Here is an 18,262-nt window from a genome sequence, read left to right as displayed (position 1 = left end):
GGTGCACCGCGCTCCCGCCGCGTCCGCTCCCCGGAGGGGGCGTGACTGACCGCGGGCACACGTGGACGGACCCCACCCTACCGCAGGCTCTGTGGCGCGGAACCCGGTTCCCCGGTGACGCCCGACTCAGGCGACGCCGAGGACCTCACGGCAGCGGTCGACGTCGCGGCGCATCGCCACGATGAGCGCGTCGATGTCCTCGAACCGCTCCTGACCCCGGATGCGCGCGGTGAAGTCCACCGCCATGCGCAGTCCGTACAGCTCCAGGTCGTCGCGGTCCAGGGCGTAGGCCTCCACCGTACGCTCGGCCCCGTCGAACGTGGGGTTGGTGCCCACCGAGATCGCCGCGGGCCACCGTGCCTCGTGCCCCTCGACCGGCTCCAGTCGGCTGAGCCACCCCGCGTACACGCCGTCACCGGGCACGGCGGTGTCCGGGTGCAGGTCGGCGTTGGCGGTGGGGAACCCCAGGAGCTCGCGGCCCCGGGCGGCACCGTGCACGATCTCGCCGGACACCCGGTGCGGGCGGCCCAGGAGTTCGGCGGCCGCGGCCACGTCCCCCTCGTCGAGCAGCGCGCGCACGCGCGTGGAGGTGATGGTGTCGCCCTCGACCACCAGGCGCACGCCGTCCACCACGAAGTCGTACTTCTCCCCCAGTTCGGCCAGCGCGGCGACGTCCCCGGCCGCCCGGTGGCCGAAGCGGAAGTCCTCACCGACCACGACAGCCGCGGCGCCGAGCCGATCGGAGAGCACGCCGCGGACGAACTCCTCGGCGCCGAGCGAGGACAGGGCCTCGTCGAAGGGCAGGACGCACACGGCGTCGACCCCGAGGGACGCCATGAGCTCGACCCTTCGGTCGACCGGTGTCAGGACCGCCGGGGTGGACCCGCGCAGTACGCGTTCGGGGTGGGGGTCGAAGGTGACCGCGACCACCGGCAGGCCGAGGCGGTCGGCGTGGCCGCGCGCGGCGGCCAGGATCGCCTGGTGTCCCCGGTGCACGCCGTCGAAGACACCGACCGCCACCACGGACCGTCCCCAGTCGGAGGGAGTGTCCCCCAGCCCGTCCCATCGCAGCACGTTCGGTCCCCTTCGGTCACGTTCGGTTGGTCAGAGTCCAGCGTGCCACGTCGGGCCCCCCGCTTCCGCCACGCGTCCGCCGGGGGATCCCGGTCAGGCCGGTGAGAAGACCACGACCGGCTTCATGTGGCCCGGGCGGTTCTCGCCCAGGGCGACCACGGTGCCGTCCGGCGCGAACAACCCCACGGGACCGTCGCCCAGGGAGCTCTCGCTGATCCGGTTCCCGTGGCGGATCGCACGGGTCTCGGCCTCGTCCATGGTGCGGACCGGGAACGCGGCTGCCACGGCCTGGGCCAGGGGGACCTGGGTGAACTCCTTGGCGAGTTCGTCGAGCGTGCGGGCCTGGGACAGGTCGTAGGGGCCCACCCGGGTGCGGCGCAGGGCGGTGAGGTGCCCGCCCACGGCCAGGTCCGCGCCCATGTCGCGCGCGAGCGCGCGGATGTAGGTGCCGCTGGAGCCGGTGATCACCGCGTCCACGTCCACGAAGCCGTCCGGGGTGTGCCGCACGGCGGTCACGTCGAACTGGGAGATGGTGACCGTCCGCGCCCTGAGCGCCACCTCCTTGCCCTCACGGGCCGACTTGTAGGCGCGCTTGCCGTCCACCTTGATCGCGCTGACCTGCGGCGGGACCTGCTGGATCGGGCCGGTGAGCTTCGCGACGGCGGCGCGCACGTCGGCGTCGGTGACGGCGGAGGCGTCCACCCGGGCTCCGGGCTCACCCTCGGCGTCGTCGGTGTTGGTGACCAGGCCGAGGCGGATCGTGGCCTCGTAGGTCTTCTCGGTCAGGGTCAGGTGACCGAGCAGCTTGGTGCCCTTCTCGATCCCCAGGACCAGGACCCCGGTGGCCATCGGGTCCAGGGTGCCCGCGTGGCCCACGCGTCGGGTGCGCGCCAGACCCCGGGTCTTCGCGACCACGTCGTGTGAGGTCCAGTCGGCGGGCTTGTCGACGACCACGACACCGCTGTCGGCCATGGGGGCTCCTTCTGGGAGAGGGGCGGCGGCCGCTGCCGCCGCCCCGGGGGGTCTGGGTTACTCGTCGTCCTCGTCCTCGTCCTCACGAGGCGCCTTGTACGGGTCGGCTTCACCCGCGTGCTTGGCTCCGGTGGCCTTCTGGGCCACCTCCTCGTCGGACCTGCGCGCCTCGACCAGCAGCTTCTCGATGTGCTGGGCGTTCTCCTGCACCTCGTCGATGACGAAGGTCAGGCTGGGCGTGTGGCGGATGCCGGTCTGGCGACCGACCTCGCTGCGGATCACGCCCTTGGCGCTCTCCAGCGCGGCCGCGCTGGCCGCCTTCTCCTCGGGGGTGCCGAACACCGTGTAGTACACCGTGGCGTCCCGCAGGTCCGCGGTGATCCGGGCGTCGGTCACGGTGACGAATCCCAGGCGCGGGTCCTTGATTCGCCGGTCCAGCATCTCGGCGACGATCCGCTGGATTCGGTCGGCGATCTTTCGCGCGCGTGCGGCGTCAACCATCGTCAGTCTTCCTCTTCGTTGAAGAGCCGCTGCCTGGCGGAGAGCAGCTCCAGTTCGGGACGGCCCGCGACGAAACGCTCGCAGGTGTCCATCTGGTCCCGGGCGTGCGCGGCGGTCGGCGCGACCACCGCGACACCGATCCTGGCCCGACGGTAGAGGTCGTGTTCCCCGACTTCGGAGACCGACACCGAGAACTTCCGTCGCAGTTCGGCGATGACCGGCCGGACCAGCGAACGCTTCTGTTTGAGCGAGTGGACGTCTCCGAGGAGCACGTCCAGTGTCAGCGCCCCAACGTACAAGTGATCACCTGTGGTGTTGTGTGAGCCGTCAAAGGCGGGGCCCCGGACACGATCGTCCGGGGCCCCAGGTGGATCAGTCCTCGCGACTAGTCGCGGGGCTTCTCCTGCATCTCGTAGGTCTCGATGACGTCCTCGACCCGGATGTCGTTGTAACCGACACCGATACCGCACTCGAAGCCCTCGCGGACCTCGGTGGCGTCGTCCTTGAACCGACGCAGCGACTCGACGTTGAGGTTCTCGGAGATGACCTTGCCCTCGCGGATGAGCCGTGCCTTCGTGTTGCGGCGGATGATCCCGTCGCGGACGATGGAACCGGCGATGTTGCCGATCTTCGGCACCTTGAAGACCTCGCGGACCTCGGCGCTGCCGAGCTGGACCTCCTCGTAGATGGGCTTGAGGAGACCCTTGACCGCGGCCTCGACCTCGTCGATGGCCTGGTAGATGACCGAGTAGTACCGGATGTCGACGCCCATGCGGTCCGCCAGCTGGCTGTTCTTGCCCTCGGGCCGAACGTTGAAGCCGACGATGATCGCGTCCGCGGACGACGCCAGGTTGATGTCGTTCTGCGTGATGGCACCGACGCCGCGTCCGATGATCCGGATGCTGACCTCGTCGCCACCGGCGTCGATCTTGAGCAGCGACTCCTCGAGTGCCTCGACCGAACCGGACATGTCGCCCTTGATGAGGAGGAGCAGCTCGGAGCGCTCGCCCTCCTTGATGGCGGACTGCCAGTTGTCGAGGGTGACCCGGCGGGCCGACTTCGCCTGCTGGGCGAAGCGCTCGCGTGCCTCGCGCTGCTGGGCGATCTGACGGGCCACGCGGTCGTCCTTGACGACCAGGAAGCTGTCACCGGCGCTGGGCACGTTGGTCAGACCCAGGACCTGGACCGGACGGGACGGCTCGGCCGACTGCACGTTCTCGCCGTGCTCGTCGAGCATGGCGCGGACGCGGCCGAAGGCGTCGCCACAGACGATGGAGTCACCGACGTTGAGCGTGCCGCGCTGGACCAGCACCGTGGCCATGGAACCGCGACCGCGGTCCAGGTAGGCCTCGATGGCCAGACCCTGAGCGTCCATGTCCGGGTTGGCCTGGAGGTCCAGGGCCGCGTCGGACGTGAGGACGATCGACTCGAGCAGGGCGTCGATGTTGTCGCCCTTGAGCGCGGAGATGTCCACGAACTGGACGTCGCCGCCGTACTCCTCGGCCACGAGGCCGTACTCGGTCATCTGGGCGCGCACCCGCTGCGGGTCCGCTCCCTCGACGTCGATCTTGTTGACCGCGACCACGATCGGCACCTCGGCCGCCTTGGCGTGGTCGATGGCCTCGGCCGTCTGCGGCTTGACGCCGTCGTCGGCCGCCACGACCAGGACCGCGACGTCGGTGACCTTCGCACCACGGGCACGCATGGCGGTGAACGCCTCGTGACCGGGGGTGTCGATGAAGGTGATCTTGCGCTCTTCGCCGTCCACCTCGGTCGCGACCTGGTAGGCACCGATGTGCTGGGTGATTCCGCCGGCCTCGCCGCTGACGACGTTGCTCTTGCGGATGGTGTCCAGCAGTCGGGTCTTACCGTGGTCGACGTGACCCATGACGGTGACCACGGGCGGACGCGGACGCAGCTCGGCGTCGCCTCCCTCGTTCTCACCGAACTCGATGGAGAAGGACTCGAGCAGCTCGCGGTCCTCGTCCTCGGGGCTCACGACCTCGATCGTGTACTTCAGCTCCTCGCCGAGCAGCTGGAGCGTCTCGTCGGGCAGCGACTGGGTCGCGGTGACCATCTCGCCCAGGTGCATCATGACCTGGACCAGCGACGCCGGGTTGACGTCGATCTTGTCGCCGAAGTCCGAGAGCGAGGCGCCACGGGACAGACGGATGACCTGGTTGTTGCCGCTCGGGATCTTCACGCCGCCGAAGGACGGGGCCTGGAGGTCGTTGAACTCCTGACGCCGCTGCTTCTTGGACTTGCGCGCACGCCCGGGACGACCGCCCGGACGACCGAACGCACCGGCCGTTCCGCCACCGCGACCGCGACCGCCGCCACCGGGACGACCACCGAAGCCGCCGGGACGACCGCCGCCGCCACCGGGACGCGGACCCGCACCGGCGGGAGCGCCACCACGGCCGCGGCCACCGCCGCCACCGGGACGACCGCCGCCGGCACCGCCACGGCCGCCGCCAGCGGGCGCGGCCGGACGGGACGAGGGCATGTTCATCGGGCTGGGACGCGGACCGCCGGGACGCGGAGCGCCGCCGCCACCCGGGCGCGGAGCACCGCCACCGGGACGGGGAGCGCCCGCGGCACCGCCGGGACGCGGGGCGCGCTGTTCGCCGCCGCCCTGCGGGCCACCGGGACGGGGACCCGGACGCGGGCCACCGGCACCGCCGGGACGCGGAGCGCCGCCGCCGGGACGGGGAGCGCGCTGTTCGCCGCCGCCCTGCGGGCCACCGGGACGGGGACCCGGGCGCGGACCGGCGGCACCGCCGGGACGCGGGGCGGAGGGCTTGGAGCCCATGCCCGAGGCGTTGGACGCGAACGGATTGTTGCCCGGACGCGGGCCCGGACGGGGACCGCCCGGACGCGGGCTGCGGCCGCCGTCACGGCCACCCTCGCGTCCGCCACCCTCACGGCCGCCGGAACGCTCCGGACGGTCACCGCGCTGGGGACGGTCGCCACGGGCGCCGCCCTGGGCACCGCCGGGCTTGGGGCCGCCGGGACGCGGAGCGTCGCCGCGGGCAGCCCTCGGAGCCGGCTTGGGGCCGGGCTTCGGAGCGGACTCGGGCCGCTCGGCGGGCTTCTCGAAATGCGGAACCGCGGGCTTCTCCACCGGCGCGGCGGGCTTCTCGACCGGAGCGGCCGGCTTCTCGGCCGGGGCCTCGGTCTTGGGGGCCGCGGGGCGCGCGGCCGGGCCGGGCTTCGGGCCCGGCTTGGGCGCGGGGCCGGGCTTGGGAGCCGCGGGACGCGCCGAACCTTCGGCGGCGGGCTTGGGACCGGGCTTGGCCGATCCGCCCTTCTTGCCGCCGTCGGAACCGTTGTCGAAAGCTTCTTGCAGGCGTCGAACGACGGGGGCCTCTATCGTCGAGGACGCCGAACGGACGAATTCGCCCATCTCGTTGAGCTTGGCCAGCACGGCCTTGCTCTCTACACCGAACTCCTTGGCGAGTTCGTACACCCGGACCTTCGCCACACTTCTCCTTCAGCTTCGGTCCGGGACATGGGCTTGTGCCGGACCGTCGTTAGCTCGAGTTACTCATCGCTGCGTACTCATCAGGCGCTCATCGCAATCTCGACCTGCTTCCTCATCGCTACACAACAATGGGCCAGCTCATAGGTGCCGACACAGCACTACACGCCGACCTCGGTCACATCAACCACGGAGTCGGCGCGGACATTCCAACCCTATCCGGAACCGAGCGGAGCTCGGTCAAGCGGGGGCGTCACCAAGCAGGGACCTCACAAGTGAGACGTCCCACCCGGTGGCGCCACCACCGTTCCGGTTCCGGAAGGCACGGGACCATGCTCTGCGGCGTTCGGCGAGCTCCAGGCATCGCCGATCGTCGTGCAGATAGGCGCCGCGCCCCGGACGTCGACCTCGGGTGTCGGGCGTGATGACCGTGCCCACGGCCACCAGCCGCACGAGGTCGGACTGGACTGTCCGCGACCGGCACCCCACGCAGGTACGCACGGGGCGGTCAGGACCGTCTCCGGCCACCCTATCGCGTCGGGACATGGGCGCGACCCGATTAACCGGCCGAAGGGGTGTCTTCGTCCCCCCGGACGGCCTCGTCCGCGTCCTCGGCCGGGTCCCGCGCGGGCTCGGCGTCGGAGCGGATGTCGATACGCCAGCCGGTCAGCCGAGCGGCGAGACGGGCGTTCTGGCCCTCCTTGCCGATCGCCAGCGACTGCTGGTAGTCCGGCACGACCACGCGGGCCACCCGGGCGGCCATGTCGAGGATCTCGACCGAGTTGACCCGGGCCGGGGAGAGGGCGTTGGCGACGAACACGGCGGGGTCCTCGGAGTAGTCGACGATGTCGATCTTCTCTCCGTGGAGCTCGGCCATGACGTTGCGGACCCGGCTGCCGAGCGGGCCGATGCAGGCACCCTTGGCGTTGACGCCGCCCCGGTTGGATCGGACCGCCATCTTCGTGCGGTGGCCGGCCTCGCGGGCGATCGCGGCGATCTCCACGGTGTGGTCCGCGATCTCGGGGACCTCCAGCTCGAAGAGTTTGCGCACCAGGTTGGGGTGGGTGCGCGAGAGGGTGACCGAGGGACCGCGGTGGCCCTTGCGGACCTGCACCACGTAGGCGCGCAGACGCTCGCCGTGGGTGTAGTCCTCGGTGGGGACCTGCTCCTGCGGGGGCAGGACGGCCTCGATCTTGCCGAGGTCGACCAGGACGTTGCGCGGGTCGTTGCCCTGCTGGATGATCCCGGAGACGATGTCGTGCTCGCGTCCGGCGAACTCGCCGAGGGTCAGCTCGTCCTCGGCGTCGCGCAGACGCTGGAGGATGACCTGCTTGGCGGTGGAGGTCGCGATGCGACCGAACCCGGTGGGGGTGCCGTCGAACTCACCGACGACCTCGCCCTCCTCGTCGGTCTCGGAGACCCAGACGACCACGTGGCCGGTGGAACGGTTCAGCTCCACGCGGGCCTTCTTGTCGGGGCCCTCCTCGCGGTGGTAGGCGATCAGGAGGGCGTCCTCGATGGCCTTGGCCACGAGCTCGACGGCGATGTCCTTCTCGCGCTCCAGGCTGCGCAGGACACTCATGTCAATATCCATGGGGCTCCCCCTCTAGTCCGCCGCGTCGGTGTCGGCTTCGCGACGGAATTCCACCTGGACCTTGGCCTTGGCGATCGTGTCGTAGGCCAGGGTGCGGGGGCGGCCCCTGACGTCCAGGGTGACGCCCTGGTCGTCGGACCCGGTGACGCGCCCGGTGAGGTCGCCGCCCTCGACGAGGGAGACCTTCACCAGACGCCCCTGGGAGCGCCGCCAGTGGCGCGGCAGCGTCAGCGGACGGTCCACCCCCGGGGAGGTGACCTCCAGCACGTAGGGCTGCTCGCCCATGACGTCGGAGGCGTCCAGGCTCTCGTTGACGGCCTGGCTGACCTCACCGACGGTGTCCAGGTCGACCCCGTCGTCGGAGTCGACGACCACGCGCAGCACCCGGCGTTTGCCCGCGGGTGTCAGCTCGACGGCCTCCAGGTCCAGTCCGGCCTCGGCCAGTACCGGCTCAAGCAGCTCGGCGATGCGCTCGTTGCGCGCCTGCGCTCCCATGCGTGATTAGCCCCTCAAACGGCGAAATCCCGCCCGCTCGGCTGTGTGCCGTTGAACGGGGCGGTCCAGCTCTGTACGTAGTCTTCGTCGAATCCGCTCGACGCCCCCGTGCGGGCAGCGTGAGCGCCGCGCGTCGCGTGCGACGGCGGTTGTGGTGCAAGGGTATCCACACCTGAGCGGCGCCCAGGTCGGTACACGCGGACGGGGGGTGGTCGCGGACCGGGGTCGGCCCCGCGGGAACACCGTCCTGGCAGGGGGTGCCGGTACGACCCGTGCCCGTCCCCGACCGTGGAAAGATGGGGGCTGACCGCCGGTGACGGCGGTCCAGTCGACGCCGTGGGGTACGGGAGGAGAGCGCGCGTGGACCAGGGAAACGCCAGCGGTCGCACGGCGCCCGGGCTGACGAGGAGGTCCTTCGCGGCCCGGAGCCTCGTGCTGACGGGTGTCGCCGTGACCGGCTCCGTCGCGGGAGCGGTCGGGGTGACCGGATGCGCCGGGGCCGACTGGTACCCGTTCGACGTCACGCCGGACGTCGCCGTCCTGCGCTCGCTCATCCGGGAGAAGGAGCGGGCGATCGTCCGGCACGAGGCCGCGCTGGCACACGGCACGGGCCCGGCGGAGCTGCTGGAGCGGCTGCTGGAGGACCACGCCACCCACCTGGACGCGCTGTTGGACGCCCTGCCCGAAGGGGTGGAGGCGCACGACGACACCGAGGCCGCCGAGGACGGGGCCCCGACCTCGGCGGCGGACCCCGCGCTGGAGGCCGTGCCCGACGTCCCGGGGCTGCGCGCCCTCGCCGCCGCCGCGACCAGCGCCCGGCTCGACCAGGCCGCGGCCGTGACCGACCCCGGTCTGGCCCAGCTCGTGAGCGGGATCGGCGCCTGCGAGGCCGGGCACGCCCACCTGCTCGCGCGTGCCTGAGCGGTCACGGGGGCGACGGCGCGGCGCACGGTGCCGAAGGGACGGCGGCGGAAGAAGTCGAGGAACATCCCAGGGACGTCCGAGCGGCGTGAAGGTGGAAGGAAGGTAGTCAGGTGAGCGAGAGCCCCACGCCCGCGCAGGGCTCCGGGGAGACCGGTGCGGACGCCTCCCCCTCCGAGAGCGGTGACCCCACCGGCGCGGCCCTGGCGGAGGCCCTGAGGGCCGAGCACGCCGCCGTGTACGGGCACGAGTTCATCGGCGGCGCCGCCGGTGACCGGACCCGCCGTGAGCGGGCCTCGGCGTCCGCCTACGAGCACAAGGCGCTCCGGGACTCCCTGCACGCGGCCTCCGTGGAGCGCGGTGTGGACCCCCCGGCCGCGCTCGCCTCCTACCCGCTGCCCGAGGGGCGCGACGGCGGCGACATGGACGACTTCGCCGTTCGGCTGGAGGAGACCACCATGAGCGCCTACCTGTGGCTGAGCTCGTCCGCCGACACCGACCTGCGGGTCACGGCGGCACGCAGTCTCCAGGAGGCGACGGTGCGTTCGCTGGAGTGGGGCGCCGAGCTCGACCCCCTCCCCGCCTTCGACCACGGCTGACCAGCGCTGCCGGGGTCCGCTCCGGACACACGAAGGGGGCTCCCGAGCGCACCGGCGCGGGAGCCCCCTCCCCGTTCGTGCCGCGCCCTACCCGGCGCAGGCGGCGACGGTGCTCTCGACGATCTCGCCGACCGGCACGTCGGTGCGCTCACCGGTGCGGCGGTCGCGCAGCTCGACCAGGCCGTCCTTGAGGCCACGGCCGACGATGACCACGGTCGGGATCCCCAGCAGCTCGGCGTCGTTGAACTTCACGCCGGGGGCGGCCTTGCGGTCGTCGACGAGCACGCGCAGGCCGCGCGCCTCCAGCTCTCCGCCGATTCGCAGGGCCTCCTCGACCTCGCCGCCCTTGCCGGTGCCGACCACGTGCACGTCGGCGGGGGCGATCTCCCGAGGCCAGACGATGCCCTTGTCGTCGTGCGACTGCTCGACCACGGAGGCGACGGCACGGGAGACGCCGATGCCGTAGGAGCCCATCGTGACGCGGCGGGGCTTGCCGTCCGGGCCGAGGGCGTCCAACTTGAAGGCGTCGGTGTACTTGCGGCCGAGCTGGAAGATGTGCCCGATCTCGATGCCGCGCGCCGTGTACAGGGTGCCCCGGCCGTCGGGCGAGGCGTCGCCGTCGCGCACCTCGGCGACGTCGATGGTGCCGTCCGGGGTGAAGTCGCGTCCGGCCACGAGGTCGAGCACGTGGTGGTCGGTGCGGTCGGCGCCGGTCACCCACGAGGTGCCGGTGGCCACGCGCGGGTCGACGAGGTAGCGGACCTTGTTGTCCAGCAGGGCGCGCGGGCCGATGTAGCCCTTGGCCAGGAACGTGTTGGCGGCGAAGTCGGCGTCGTCCAGGAGCGCGACCTCGGTGGGCTCCAGGGCGGCCTCCAGGCGCTTGAGGTCGACCTCGCGGTCACCGGGCAGGCCGATGCCGAGGAGCTCCCACTCCTTGCTGCCCGGGGCGCGGGTCTTGACAAGGACGTTCTTGAGGGTGTCGGCCTCGGTGAAGTCGCGGTCGAGCCCGGCGCCGTTGAGGAAGTCCACCAGGGTCTGGATGGTGGCGGTGCCGGGGGTGTGGTGGACCCGGGCCTCGGGCAGCCCCTCCACGGAGCCCTCAGCCGGGGCAGGGGTCCGCACGGCCTCGACGTTGGCCGCGTAGTCGGACTCCGTGCTGCGCACGAAGGTGTCCTCGCCGGTGGGCGCGACGGCCAGGAACTCCTCGGAGGCCGAGCCGCCCATGGCGCCGGAGGTCGCGGAGACGATGACGTAGTCCAGGCCCAGCCGGTCGAAGATCCGGATGTAGGCGGCCCGGTGCTGGTCGTAGGACTGCTGGAGGCCCTCGTCGTCGGTGTCGAAGGAGTAGGAGTCCTTCATGTGGAACTCGCGGCCGCGCAGCACGCCGGCGCGCGGGCGGGCCTCGTCGCGGAACTTCTCCTGGATCTGGTAGAGCACGACCGGGAAGTCCTTGTAGGACGAGTACTCGCCCTTGACGAGGAGGGTGAAGAGCTCCTCGTGGGTGGGGCCGAGGAGGTAGTCGGCGCCCTTGCGGTCCTTGAGGCGGAAGAGGGTGTCGCCGTACTCCTCCCAGCGCCCGGTGGTCTCGTAGAACTCCTTGGGGAGCAGCGCGGGCAGCAGGACCTCCTGGCCGCCGATCGCGTTCATCTCCTCGCGCACGACGCGCGCGACGTTCTCCAGGACGATCTTGCCCAGGGGCAGCCAGGTGTAGATGCCGGGGGCGGCGCGGCGGACGTACCCGGCGCGGACGAGGAGCTTGTGGCTCGGCACCTCGGCGTCCGCCGGGTCCTCACGCAGGGTGCGCAGGAACAGGTTCGACATCCGCAGTAGCACGGCCACTCCTCGGTGATCGCGCCCCGGAGGGCGCGGGTTGGGACTTCTGGGGAACCCCAGGCTAGCGCTCCTTCGAGGGGGTTCGCGCGCCAGTTTCCGAAGGCTCCCGACTGCGCCTAACGTTGGGGGATCGTGCGGACCGGGGTGGGGGACATGGGCAGACGTGTGCGTGACAGGGTCGAGGCGGAGGAGGAGGTCTCGGTGGTGCCCGGGGTCGACCTGCTCGCTGACGCGGACCGCGCCAACTCGTGGTTCCTGCTGGTGGAGGGCACACCGCAGTCGCACGTGGACCTGTCCGACCCCGGATACCTGGACTTCTCGTACGTGCGGCGGATCGCGCACGCGGTCGACCTGGTCGCGCCGGAGGGTGAGCCGGTCGAGGCGTTGCACCTGGGTGCCGGGGCCCTGACGGTGGCCCGGTACGTGGCGCACACGCGCCCGGGGTCGCGTCAGCGCGCGGTGGACGTGGACGCGGCGCTGGTGGAGCTGGTGCGACGGCGTCTGCCGTGGGACCGCAGGGCCCAACTCCGAGTGGGGATCGGTGACGCCCGGGAGTGGATCAGCGCCAGGCACGAGGACGGCGCGGACCTGATCGTGTCCGACGTCTTCTCCGGGGCGCGGACCCCGGCCCGCCTGACCTCGGTGGAGTTCTACGCGGAGGCGGCGCGGGTGCTGCGGCCGGGCGGGTTCCTGGTGGTGAACGTCGGGGACGGCTACGCGCTGCGGCACACGCGCGCCCAGGTGGCCACGGTGCGTTCGGTGCTGCCGCACGTGGTGATGACCGCCGAACCGGGCATCCTGCGCGGGCGCCGGTTCGGCAACCTGGTGCTGGTGGCGGGCCACCGGCCGCTGCCGGTGGAGGAGCTGGGGCGGCTGGCGCACCGGGACCCCGAGATGGCCCGGCTGGTGGAGGGCGAGGACCTGGACCGGTTCCTCTCCGGCCACTCCCCCGTACACGACGCGGAGGCGAAGGACTCCCCCGCGCCGCCGACCGACCTCTTCTGACCTTCTCCGAGGCCGGACTACTCCGGGGGGAGTAGGCCCGCCCCCGAAGAGTCACCCTGAGGAGGACGGCGCCGCCGGTGCGGCCGCCGTACCGTCGTGGGCGTGGCAGCACTCCTCGCACGCGTTCCGCGTCCCACCCGCACCGACCTCCGGTTGACGGCCGCCCTCGTGTTCCTGTCGCTGGGCAGCACCCTGCTGGTCGAGGTGGTCGACCCGGTCCCCGAGGACCTGGACCCCCGGCCGTGGGGGTACGCCCTGATCCTCGCGGCCTGCCTGCCGGTCCTGTGGCGGACCGCCCTCCCCCGCACGGTCGCCGTGGTCTCGGTGGTGGCCGCCACCGTCTACTACCCGCTGGGCTTCCCCGACGGCATGGTGATGCTGTGCACCGCCGTGATGCTGTACACCGTGGTGCGCTGGGGGTACCGGGCCTTCGGGTGGACCCTGGGGGTCGGGCAGTTCGCGGCGGTCAACGCCTACGAGTTCCTGGCCACGGGCACCTACCGTCCCGAGGCGGTCGGGATCGTGGCGTGGGTGATGTTGCTGCTGTGCGCCGCCGAGGTGGTGCGCTGGCGCCAGGAGTACCTGAGGGCGGACCGCGAACGCGAGCTGGAGGCCGCCCGCACCCGCGAGGAGGAGCTGCTGCGCAGGGCCTCCGACGAGCGGCTGCGGCTGGCGCGCGACGTGCACGACACCGTGGCCCACAACATCTCCCTGATCAACGTGCAGGCCGGGACGGCGCTCTACCTGATGGAGATCCAGCCGGAGAGGGCCGTCGAGGCGCTGTCCACCATCAAGCAGACCAGCAAGGACACGCTGAGCGAGCTCAGGGCGATGCTGGGGGTGCTGCGCGCGGTGGACGAGGACGCGGCGGCGCCCCGGTCTCCGGTCCCGGGGCTGGACCGGGTCGGGGACCTGGTGGAGGGCGCCCGGGGCGCGGGACTGCCCACCGAGGTGGAGGTGACCGGGGAGGAGCGGCGGCTGTCCGTGGGCACCGAGGGGGTGGCCTACCGGGCCGTGCAGGAAGCGCTCACCAACGTGGTCCGCCACTCCGGGGCGGACGGTGCCCGGGTGCGGATCGACTACGGGCCCTCCCTGCTGACCGTCGAGGTCACGGACGACGGACACGGGACGGTGGGCCCGCCCGCCGTGGGCAACGGCATCACCGGGATGCGTGAGCGAGCCTCTCTCGTGGGCGGCTCGGTGGACGCCGGGCCCGTGGAGGGTGGAGGATTCCGGGTGCGGGTGCGGTTGCCGATCGACGGTGACCCCCGTGGTGAGACGGGGGGAACGGGTTGATCCGGGTACTGCTCGCGGACGACCAGGCGCTCGTGCGCGCGGGGTTCCGCGCGCTGTTGGACAGCGCGCCCGACATCCAGGTGGTCGCGGAGGCGGCCGACGGCGCGGAGGCGGTACGGCTCGCGCTGGCCGAACGCCCCGACGTGGTGCTGATGGACATCCGGATGCCGGAGGTGGACGGGCTGGACGCCACCGGGCGCATCCTCGCGGAACCGTCGCTGGAGCGGACCCGGGTCGTCATCCTCACCACGTTCGACCTTGACGAGTACATTTTCGAGGCGCTGCGCGGGGGCGCCAGCGGTTTCCTCGTGAAGGACACCGAGCCGCGCGACCTGCTCCAGGCGGTGCGGGTGGTGTTCGAGGGCGAGGCGCTGCTCTCCCCCGGGATCACCCGGCGGCTGATCTCCGACTTCGCCCGCCGCCCAGCGGGGGCGCCGCCCTCCTCCGTCCGGCTGAACGGGCTCACCGACCGCGAGCGGGAGGTCCTGGCTCTGGTCGGCCGGGGGATGTCCAACGAGGAGATCGCCCGGGAGCTGGTGCTCAGTCCGGCCACCGCCAAGACCCACGTCAGCCGCGCCATGGTGAAGCTGGGCGTGCGCGACCGGGCCCAGCTCGTGGTCCTCGCCTACGAGACGGCGTTGGTGACCCCCGGCTGGTCGCGGGACGGGTAGCGGCGGGGGCGGCGCCACCGCGCACCCGGGCGACCCTGAGGGCGCCTCGGGGTCGTCCCGTACGCCCCGGGGAGTAGGAGCGGACGGCGGAGTACCCCTCCGGACGGCCCTCGGATGCCGCCCTGGGGGCGATGCGCCGCCCCCGACCGTCGGCGGAGGCTGGGGGCGTCCCCACCGACGACCGCAGAGGCCCTCCCGTGTTCGACGATCCCCTCGTGCTCGCCCGGCTCCAGTTCGCGCTGACGGCGGCCACGCACTACGTGTTCGTGGCGCTCACGCTGGGGCTGGCTCCGTACATCCTCGGCACCCAGCTCGTGGCGACCCTGCGCGGGGACCGGTCCCGCATGGTCGCCGTGCGCTTCTGGGGCGGCCTGTACCTGGTCAACTACGGCATGGGCGTCCTGTCCGGTCTGGTGATGGAGCTCCAGCTCGCGCTGAACTGGAGCGGGCTGCACGAGACCTTCGGGTACACCTTCGCCGCTCCCCTGGCCGTCGAGACGATGACGGCGTTCTTCGTCGAGTCGACGTTCCTGGGGCTGTGGATCTTCGGCTGGGACCGCATGGGCCGGTGGGCGCACCTGTTCTGCTTCTCCGTGGTCACCGCGACGGCGTACTCCTCCGCGTGGTGGGTGCTGGTCTCCAACGGGTTCCTGCGTCACCCGGTGGGGTTCGCGATGGTGGACGGGGTCGCGCACCTGACCGACCCGGTCGCCCTGGTGACCAACCCGGCGGCGGTGTTCGCCTTCCTGCACGTGGTCAGCGGCGCCATGCTGGTCGGTGCGCTGGTCGTGGCGGCCGCCAGCGCTCACCACCTGCTGCGGGGGGACGACCCGCACGGGATCTTCCGACGCGGCATGGGCTTCGCCGCCGTGACCATGACCGTGATGCCGATGGTCGTGGTGAGCTTCGGTGGCGCGCAGTTCCGGATCTTCGGTCAGGACCCGCCCACCAGCGGGCTGACCTACACGGCCGAGCGGATCGAGGCGATCGAGGCCGCCGGTCCGAGCGCCTTCGTGTCCGCCGTCAACACGGCCGGTGAACTGGTCATGATGACCGCCTGGACGGTCATGTTCCTCCTCGGGCCGGTGATGCTGCTGGCGCGGTACGGGGGACCGCTGAACCCCCGGCGGTGGTTCGGGAACGGGCGCGGGAGCACGGCCACCGGCGCGGACGGTCCGGGTTCCGCGCCCCGGGTGCCGTCCTGGTTCCGGCCGCGTCGCTGGGGGCTGGCCCTGCTCCTGTTCTCCCCCTTCCTGCCCTACCTGGCGAGCGTGGGCGGCTGGGTGTACCGCGAGACCAACCGGCAGCCCTGGGTGGTGGTGCACCACCTGACCACCGCCGACGCGGTGACGCCTCTGTCGCCGGGCGCCGCGGTGACCTCGTTCACCCTGTTCACGGTCGCCTTCGGGGTCCTGGCCTGCGTGACCTGCTGGTTGCTGGTCCGGTTCGCCCGACGCGGCCCCGAGGGAGGTCCGCTCGCCGAGCACTGGGAGGAGGAGCGATCCAAGGACCCCGACCCCGTCCCCACGTTCTGAACCGCACGCGCACGTTCCGAGAGTCAACGGTCAAGGGAAGCAGCCATCATGGAACTCCTGTCCACAGCGCTCCTCGCGTTGTTCGTCGTGGGCTACCTGGTGCTCGCCGGGTCCGACGTCGGTCTGGGCATGCTCGTGCCCCACGTGGCGCGCACCCCGGCCGAGCGCCGCCGTGTGGTGGCGGCCGTCGCCCCCTACTTCCTGGCCTCCGAGGTGTGGCTGGTCGCCGCTCTCGGCGTGCTGGCCGGGCTCTTCCCCGACCTGGAGCACGAGCTGGTCGGTGCCCTGTGGCCGGTGCTCGTGGCCCTGGCGCTCGGGTGGCTGGTCCGGGACGCGGGGCTGTGGTTCCGTTCCCGGGTGGACGACCGGCGGTGGAGGTCCCTGTGCGACACGGCGCTCGTGGCGGGCAGTTGGACGCTGGCCGTCTGCTGGGGGCTGGTCCTGACCGCCCTGGTCGGTGACGGACTGGCCCCGGACCCGTTCACCGTCCTGGGCACCGTGACAGTCGTCGCGCTGTTCGCGCTGCGCGGCGCGGCCTTCGGCGCGGAGCGTCTGGTGGGGGCCTCGGAGGCGGAGAGCGCGGACGCCGCGGCCCGGGCGACCCGTCCCCTGGCCAGGACGGCGTTGGCGGCCCTGGCGGTGACCGTGCTGGTCGGGGTGGGCCTCGGTGGACCGGCCCTGGTCCGCCCCGAGGTCGCGGCGGTCCTGGTCGGCATCCTCGCGGCGGCGCTGGCCGCGACCAGCGGGCTGACCGGTCCGATGCTGTCCCGGCACACGTCGGCGCTGGCGATCGCGGTGCCCGGGCTGGTGGTGGCGCTCTCCGTCGGGACTCCCCTGTCGGCCCCTCCCGGGATGACCGGTGCGTTCGTCTGGTCGATGCTGTTGCCCGTGGTTCCGGTCATGCTCCTCGGCCAGGTTTGGCTCTACCGAATGACACGGCGCCCGGCCACGACCCCGACCTTCTTCGCCTGACCCCCGGGCCGGAAGGTACAGGTCAGACCGGGAACCCGGTGAGGGGGCCGGTCAGCCCCCGCCGGGTCATGGGAGGGCAAGGTTCCCGTCTCCGATTGGAAAAGCCGGTCAGCGGGCACTTCCTGGGGCGGGAAACTCGCCCGTGGCGCCGAATCCGATCCCGGACCCGGCGAGATCGCGCACGGGTGACGGCGTCGAGCCCTTGAGGAGGGACTGTGACCGACCCCCTGACCAGACCGCCGGGCCTGAGCGGATGCGGCTGCGGATCGAGCTGCGGCTGTGGCTGCCAGAGCGGCGGCTCCTGCGGCTGCGGCGGCCGCTGCGGCTGACCGGTTCCCCAGGCGGGGCCCCGCGCTCGTGCGACGGGTGCCTTCCCCGACCTGCGGGCTGTCCCTCCCCTTGGGGACAGCCCGCGCCCCCACTCCCCACGGTCCGGCGGCCACGTGACCAGGACGGACCACAGTCCCAAGTCGCGACAATACGCGACGAGGTGTGTACGCTATGTCACAGTGCTTTTCCTTGGGGGATGAGCCGCTGCGTATCCACCCGTTGGGGGCGATCAGCGATGCCGCCGTTCACGAGACCAGCGACACGGAGGGTCCACGACTCCGAACACGCCCGGCTGCTCCAGTGCGTGGAGGCGATACTGGAGCGCTCGGACCGCGCGGTGCCCTGGGAGCCGGATACGGTCGGGCTCCCCGACGCCCGCACCGACAGCGCCCTGGCGCGGATCAACGACGTCGCCTTCTACGCCAACGCTCGCAACGAGGTCTCCGCCCTGGCCGGGCTCTGCCTGGACCTGCTCGGCCTGCACAGCCCCGACGATCAGGACGACCCGCACTGCCAGGGGTGTCGCCTGCCCTGGCCCTGTCCGACCTTCGGCGAGATCACGCGGCTCCTCGGCTGACCCCGACCCGGAGCACACCCGGAAAGCCCCGGGAAAGGACGACGCCCGCCGAGGTCGGGGCGCGATCCGACATCGACGGGCGACGGTCTCACCTGTCGCCGACGACGCTCACGACCGAACGGTCGGGCGCCCCCGCCGAGCGAGGCACACCCCGAGGCTAGTACTGGAACACGTTCTACCGCAAGACCCGAACGCCGCTCGGTTCTCCTCGAAAACCCAGCGTGCACGGTAGCGGTACGGACCCGTCGGGCACAGCACTCCCCTGCAACCTGATCCCGTTGAGCCCGGTCCATGCCGACGGGCAGGGGGCGCCGGGGCGATGGCACGGGGGCGGGCGCGAGGCGGCACCGGGCGGGACACACCGGCGCGGCAGGGAGAGTGGGCCAGGCCCAGGGGCGGGGGACAG

17 protein-coding genes are annotated in these 18,262 nt (G+C 72.2%); 8 read left to right on the top strand and 9 right to left on the bottom strand.

What is annotated here, in order from left to right; all coding sequences use genetic code 11:
- Nucleotides 1-126: 126 nt before the first annotated feature.
- The 8 genes from ACRWK8_RS09760 to rimP all read right to left on the bottom strand — a co-directional run bounded on the left by ACRWK8_RS09760 (nt 127) and on the right by rimP (nt 8,117).
- Nucleotides 127-1,074: a bifunctional riboflavin kinase/FAD synthetase gene (locus ACRWK8_RS09760; protein ID WP_378742918.1), complete on the bottom strand. Its 948-nt coding sequence runs from the start codon at nt 1,072-1,074 to the stop codon at nt 127-129.
- A gap of 93 nt (nt 1,075-1,167) precedes the next feature.
- Nucleotides 1,168-2,046, bottom strand: a complete 879-nt coding sequence (truB, locus tag ACRWK8_RS09755) for a tRNA pseudouridine(55) synthase TruB (RefSeq protein ID WP_431869694.1) — start codon at nt 2,044-2,046, stop codon at nt 1,168-1,170.
- Nucleotides 2,047-2,103: 57 nt separating this feature from the next.
- A complete protein-coding gene (gene rbfA, locus ACRWK8_RS09750; RefSeq protein ID WP_378742914.1) occupies nt 2,104-2,547 on the bottom strand; it encodes a 30S ribosome-binding factor RbfA in 444 nt (147 codons plus the stop codon).
- Between the two features lie 2 nt (nt 2,548-2,549).
- Nucleotides 2,550-2,846, bottom strand: a complete 297-nt coding sequence (locus ACRWK8_RS09745; protein ID WP_357762419.1) for a DUF503 domain-containing protein — start codon at nt 2,844-2,846, stop codon at nt 2,550-2,552.
- An 86-nt stretch (nt 2,847-2,932) separates the two neighbouring features.
- A complete protein-coding gene (gene infB, locus ACRWK8_RS09740) occupies nt 2,933-6,031 on the bottom strand; it encodes a translation initiation factor IF-2 (RefSeq protein WP_378742912.1) in 3,099 nt (1,032 codons plus the stop codon).
- A gap of 237 nt (nt 6,032-6,268) precedes the next feature.
- Entirely contained in the window at nt 6,269-6,574 is a 306-nt protein-coding gene (locus ACRWK8_RS09735; protein ID WP_378742910.1) for a YlxR family protein, read from the bottom strand.
- Between the two features lie 13 nt (nt 6,575-6,587).
- Nucleotides 6,588-7,610, bottom strand: a complete 1,023-nt coding sequence (nusA, locus tag ACRWK8_RS09730) for a transcription termination factor NusA (protein WP_378743079.1) — start codon at nt 7,608-7,610, stop codon at nt 6,588-6,590.
- A gap of 24 nt (nt 7,611-7,634) precedes the next feature.
- Nucleotides 7,635-8,117, bottom strand: a complete 483-nt coding sequence (gene rimP / locus ACRWK8_RS09725) for a ribosome maturation factor RimP (protein WP_378742908.1) — start codon at nt 8,115-8,117, stop codon at nt 7,635-7,637.
- A gap of 360 nt (nt 8,118-8,477) precedes the next feature.
- Here rimP and ACRWK8_RS09720 point away from each other — a divergent pair, with 360 nt between their 5' ends.
- Both ACRWK8_RS09720 and ACRWK8_RS09715 read left to right on the top strand, forming a co-directional pair.
- Nucleotides 8,478-9,038 (top strand): hypothetical protein, encoded by a 561-nt coding sequence (locus ACRWK8_RS09720; protein ID WP_378742906.1) that lies wholly within the window; start codon nt 8,478-8,480, stop codon nt 9,036-9,038.
- A gap of 113 nt (nt 9,039-9,151) precedes the next feature.
- A complete protein-coding gene (locus ACRWK8_RS09715) occupies nt 9,152-9,637 on the top strand; it encodes a ferritin-like domain-containing protein (RefSeq protein WP_378742904.1) in 486 nt (161 codons plus the stop codon).
- 87 nt (nt 9,638-9,724) lie between these two features.
- On the opposite strand, the gene ACRWK8_RS09710 is transcribed toward ACRWK8_RS09715, so the two are convergent.
- Entirely contained in the window at nt 9,725-11,458 is a 1,734-nt protein-coding gene (locus ACRWK8_RS09710) for a proline--tRNA ligase (protein WP_431869801.1), read from the bottom strand.
- Between the two features lie 165 nt (nt 11,459-11,623).
- On the opposite strand from ACRWK8_RS09710, the gene ACRWK8_RS09705 reads away from it, so the two are divergent.
- The 6 genes from ACRWK8_RS09705 (at nt 11,624) to ACRWK8_RS09680 (ending at nt 17,856) form a co-directional block, all read left to right on the top strand.
- Entirely contained in the window at nt 11,624-12,475 is an 852-nt protein-coding gene (locus ACRWK8_RS09705) for a spermidine synthase (protein ID WP_378742902.1), read from the top strand.
- Nucleotides 12,476-12,577: 102 nt separating this feature from the next.
- Nucleotides 12,578-13,771: a sensor histidine kinase gene (locus ACRWK8_RS09700; RefSeq protein WP_378742900.1), complete on the top strand. Its 1,194-nt coding sequence runs from the start codon at nt 12,578-12,580 to the stop codon at nt 13,769-13,771.
- The gene (locus ACRWK8_RS09695; RefSeq protein WP_378742898.1) at nt 13,768-14,442 is read left to right on the top strand and encodes a response regulator; all 675 of its coding nucleotides are present in this window, start codon (nt 13,768-13,770) and stop codon (nt 14,440-14,442) included. The genes ACRWK8_RS09700 and ACRWK8_RS09695 overlap by 4 nt, the downstream gene beginning before the upstream one ends.
- 197 nt (nt 14,443-14,639) lie before the next feature.
- Nucleotides 14,640-15,977: a cytochrome ubiquinol oxidase subunit I gene (locus ACRWK8_RS09690; RefSeq protein ID WP_378742896.1), complete on the top strand. Its 1,338-nt coding sequence runs from the start codon at nt 14,640-14,642 to the stop codon at nt 15,975-15,977.
- Nucleotides 15,978-16,025: 48 nt separating this feature from the next.
- A complete protein-coding gene (locus ACRWK8_RS09685) occupies nt 16,026-16,949 on the top strand; it encodes a cytochrome d ubiquinol oxidase subunit II (protein WP_378742894.1) in 924 nt (307 codons plus the stop codon).
- Between the two features lie 565 nt (nt 16,950-17,514).
- A complete protein-coding gene (locus tag ACRWK8_RS09680) occupies nt 17,515-17,856 on the top strand; it encodes a hypothetical protein (protein WP_378742892.1) in 342 nt (113 codons plus the stop codon).
- Nucleotides 17,857-18,262: the final 406 nt, after the last annotated feature.

Source organism: Nocardiopsis eucommiae (genome assembly GCF_965344335.1).
Classification (GTDB): domain Bacteria; phylum Actinomycetota; class Actinomycetes; order Streptosporangiales; family Streptosporangiaceae; genus Nocardiopsis; species Nocardiopsis eucommiae.
Note: the sequence above shows the minus strand (reverse complement) of the source record. Positions and strands in the feature narration are given on the sequence as shown.

Excerpts from the sequence above, each read along its gene's own strand:
- nusA (WP_378743079.1), bottom strand. The coding sequence starts at position 7,610 with ATGAGTGTCCTGCGCAGCCTGGAGCGCGAGAAGGACATCGCCGTCGAG.
- ACRWK8_RS09680 (WP_378742892.1), top strand. The coding sequence starts at position 17,515 with ATGCCGCCGTTCACGAGACCAGCGACACGGAGGGTCCACGACTCCGAA.
- rbfA (WP_378742914.1), bottom strand. The coding sequence starts at position 2,547 with ATGGTTGACGCCGCACGCGCGCGAAAGATCGCCGACCGAATCCAGCGG.
- ACRWK8_RS09735 (WP_378742910.1), bottom strand. The coding sequence starts at position 6,574 with ATGTCCCGACGCGATAGGGTGGCCGGAGACGGTCCTGACCGCCCCGTG.
- ACRWK8_RS09705 (WP_378742902.1), top strand. The coding sequence starts at position 11,624 with ATGGGCAGACGTGTGCGTGACAGGGTCGAGGCGGAGGAGGAGGTCTCG.
- ACRWK8_RS09685 (WP_378742894.1), top strand. The coding sequence starts at position 16,026 with ATGGAACTCCTGTCCACAGCGCTCCTCGCGTTGTTCGTCGTGGGCTAC.
- truB (WP_431869694.1), bottom strand. The coding sequence starts at position 2,046 with ATGGCCGACAGCGGTGTCGTGGTCGTCGACAAGCCCGCCGACTGGACC.
- rimP (WP_378742908.1), bottom strand. The coding sequence starts at position 8,117 with ATGGGAGCGCAGGCGCGCAACGAGCGCATCGCCGAGCTGCTTGAGCCG.
- ACRWK8_RS09710 (WP_431869801.1), bottom strand. The coding sequence starts at position 11,458 with ATGTCGAACCTGTTCCTGCGCACCCTGCGTGAGGACCCGGCGGACGCC.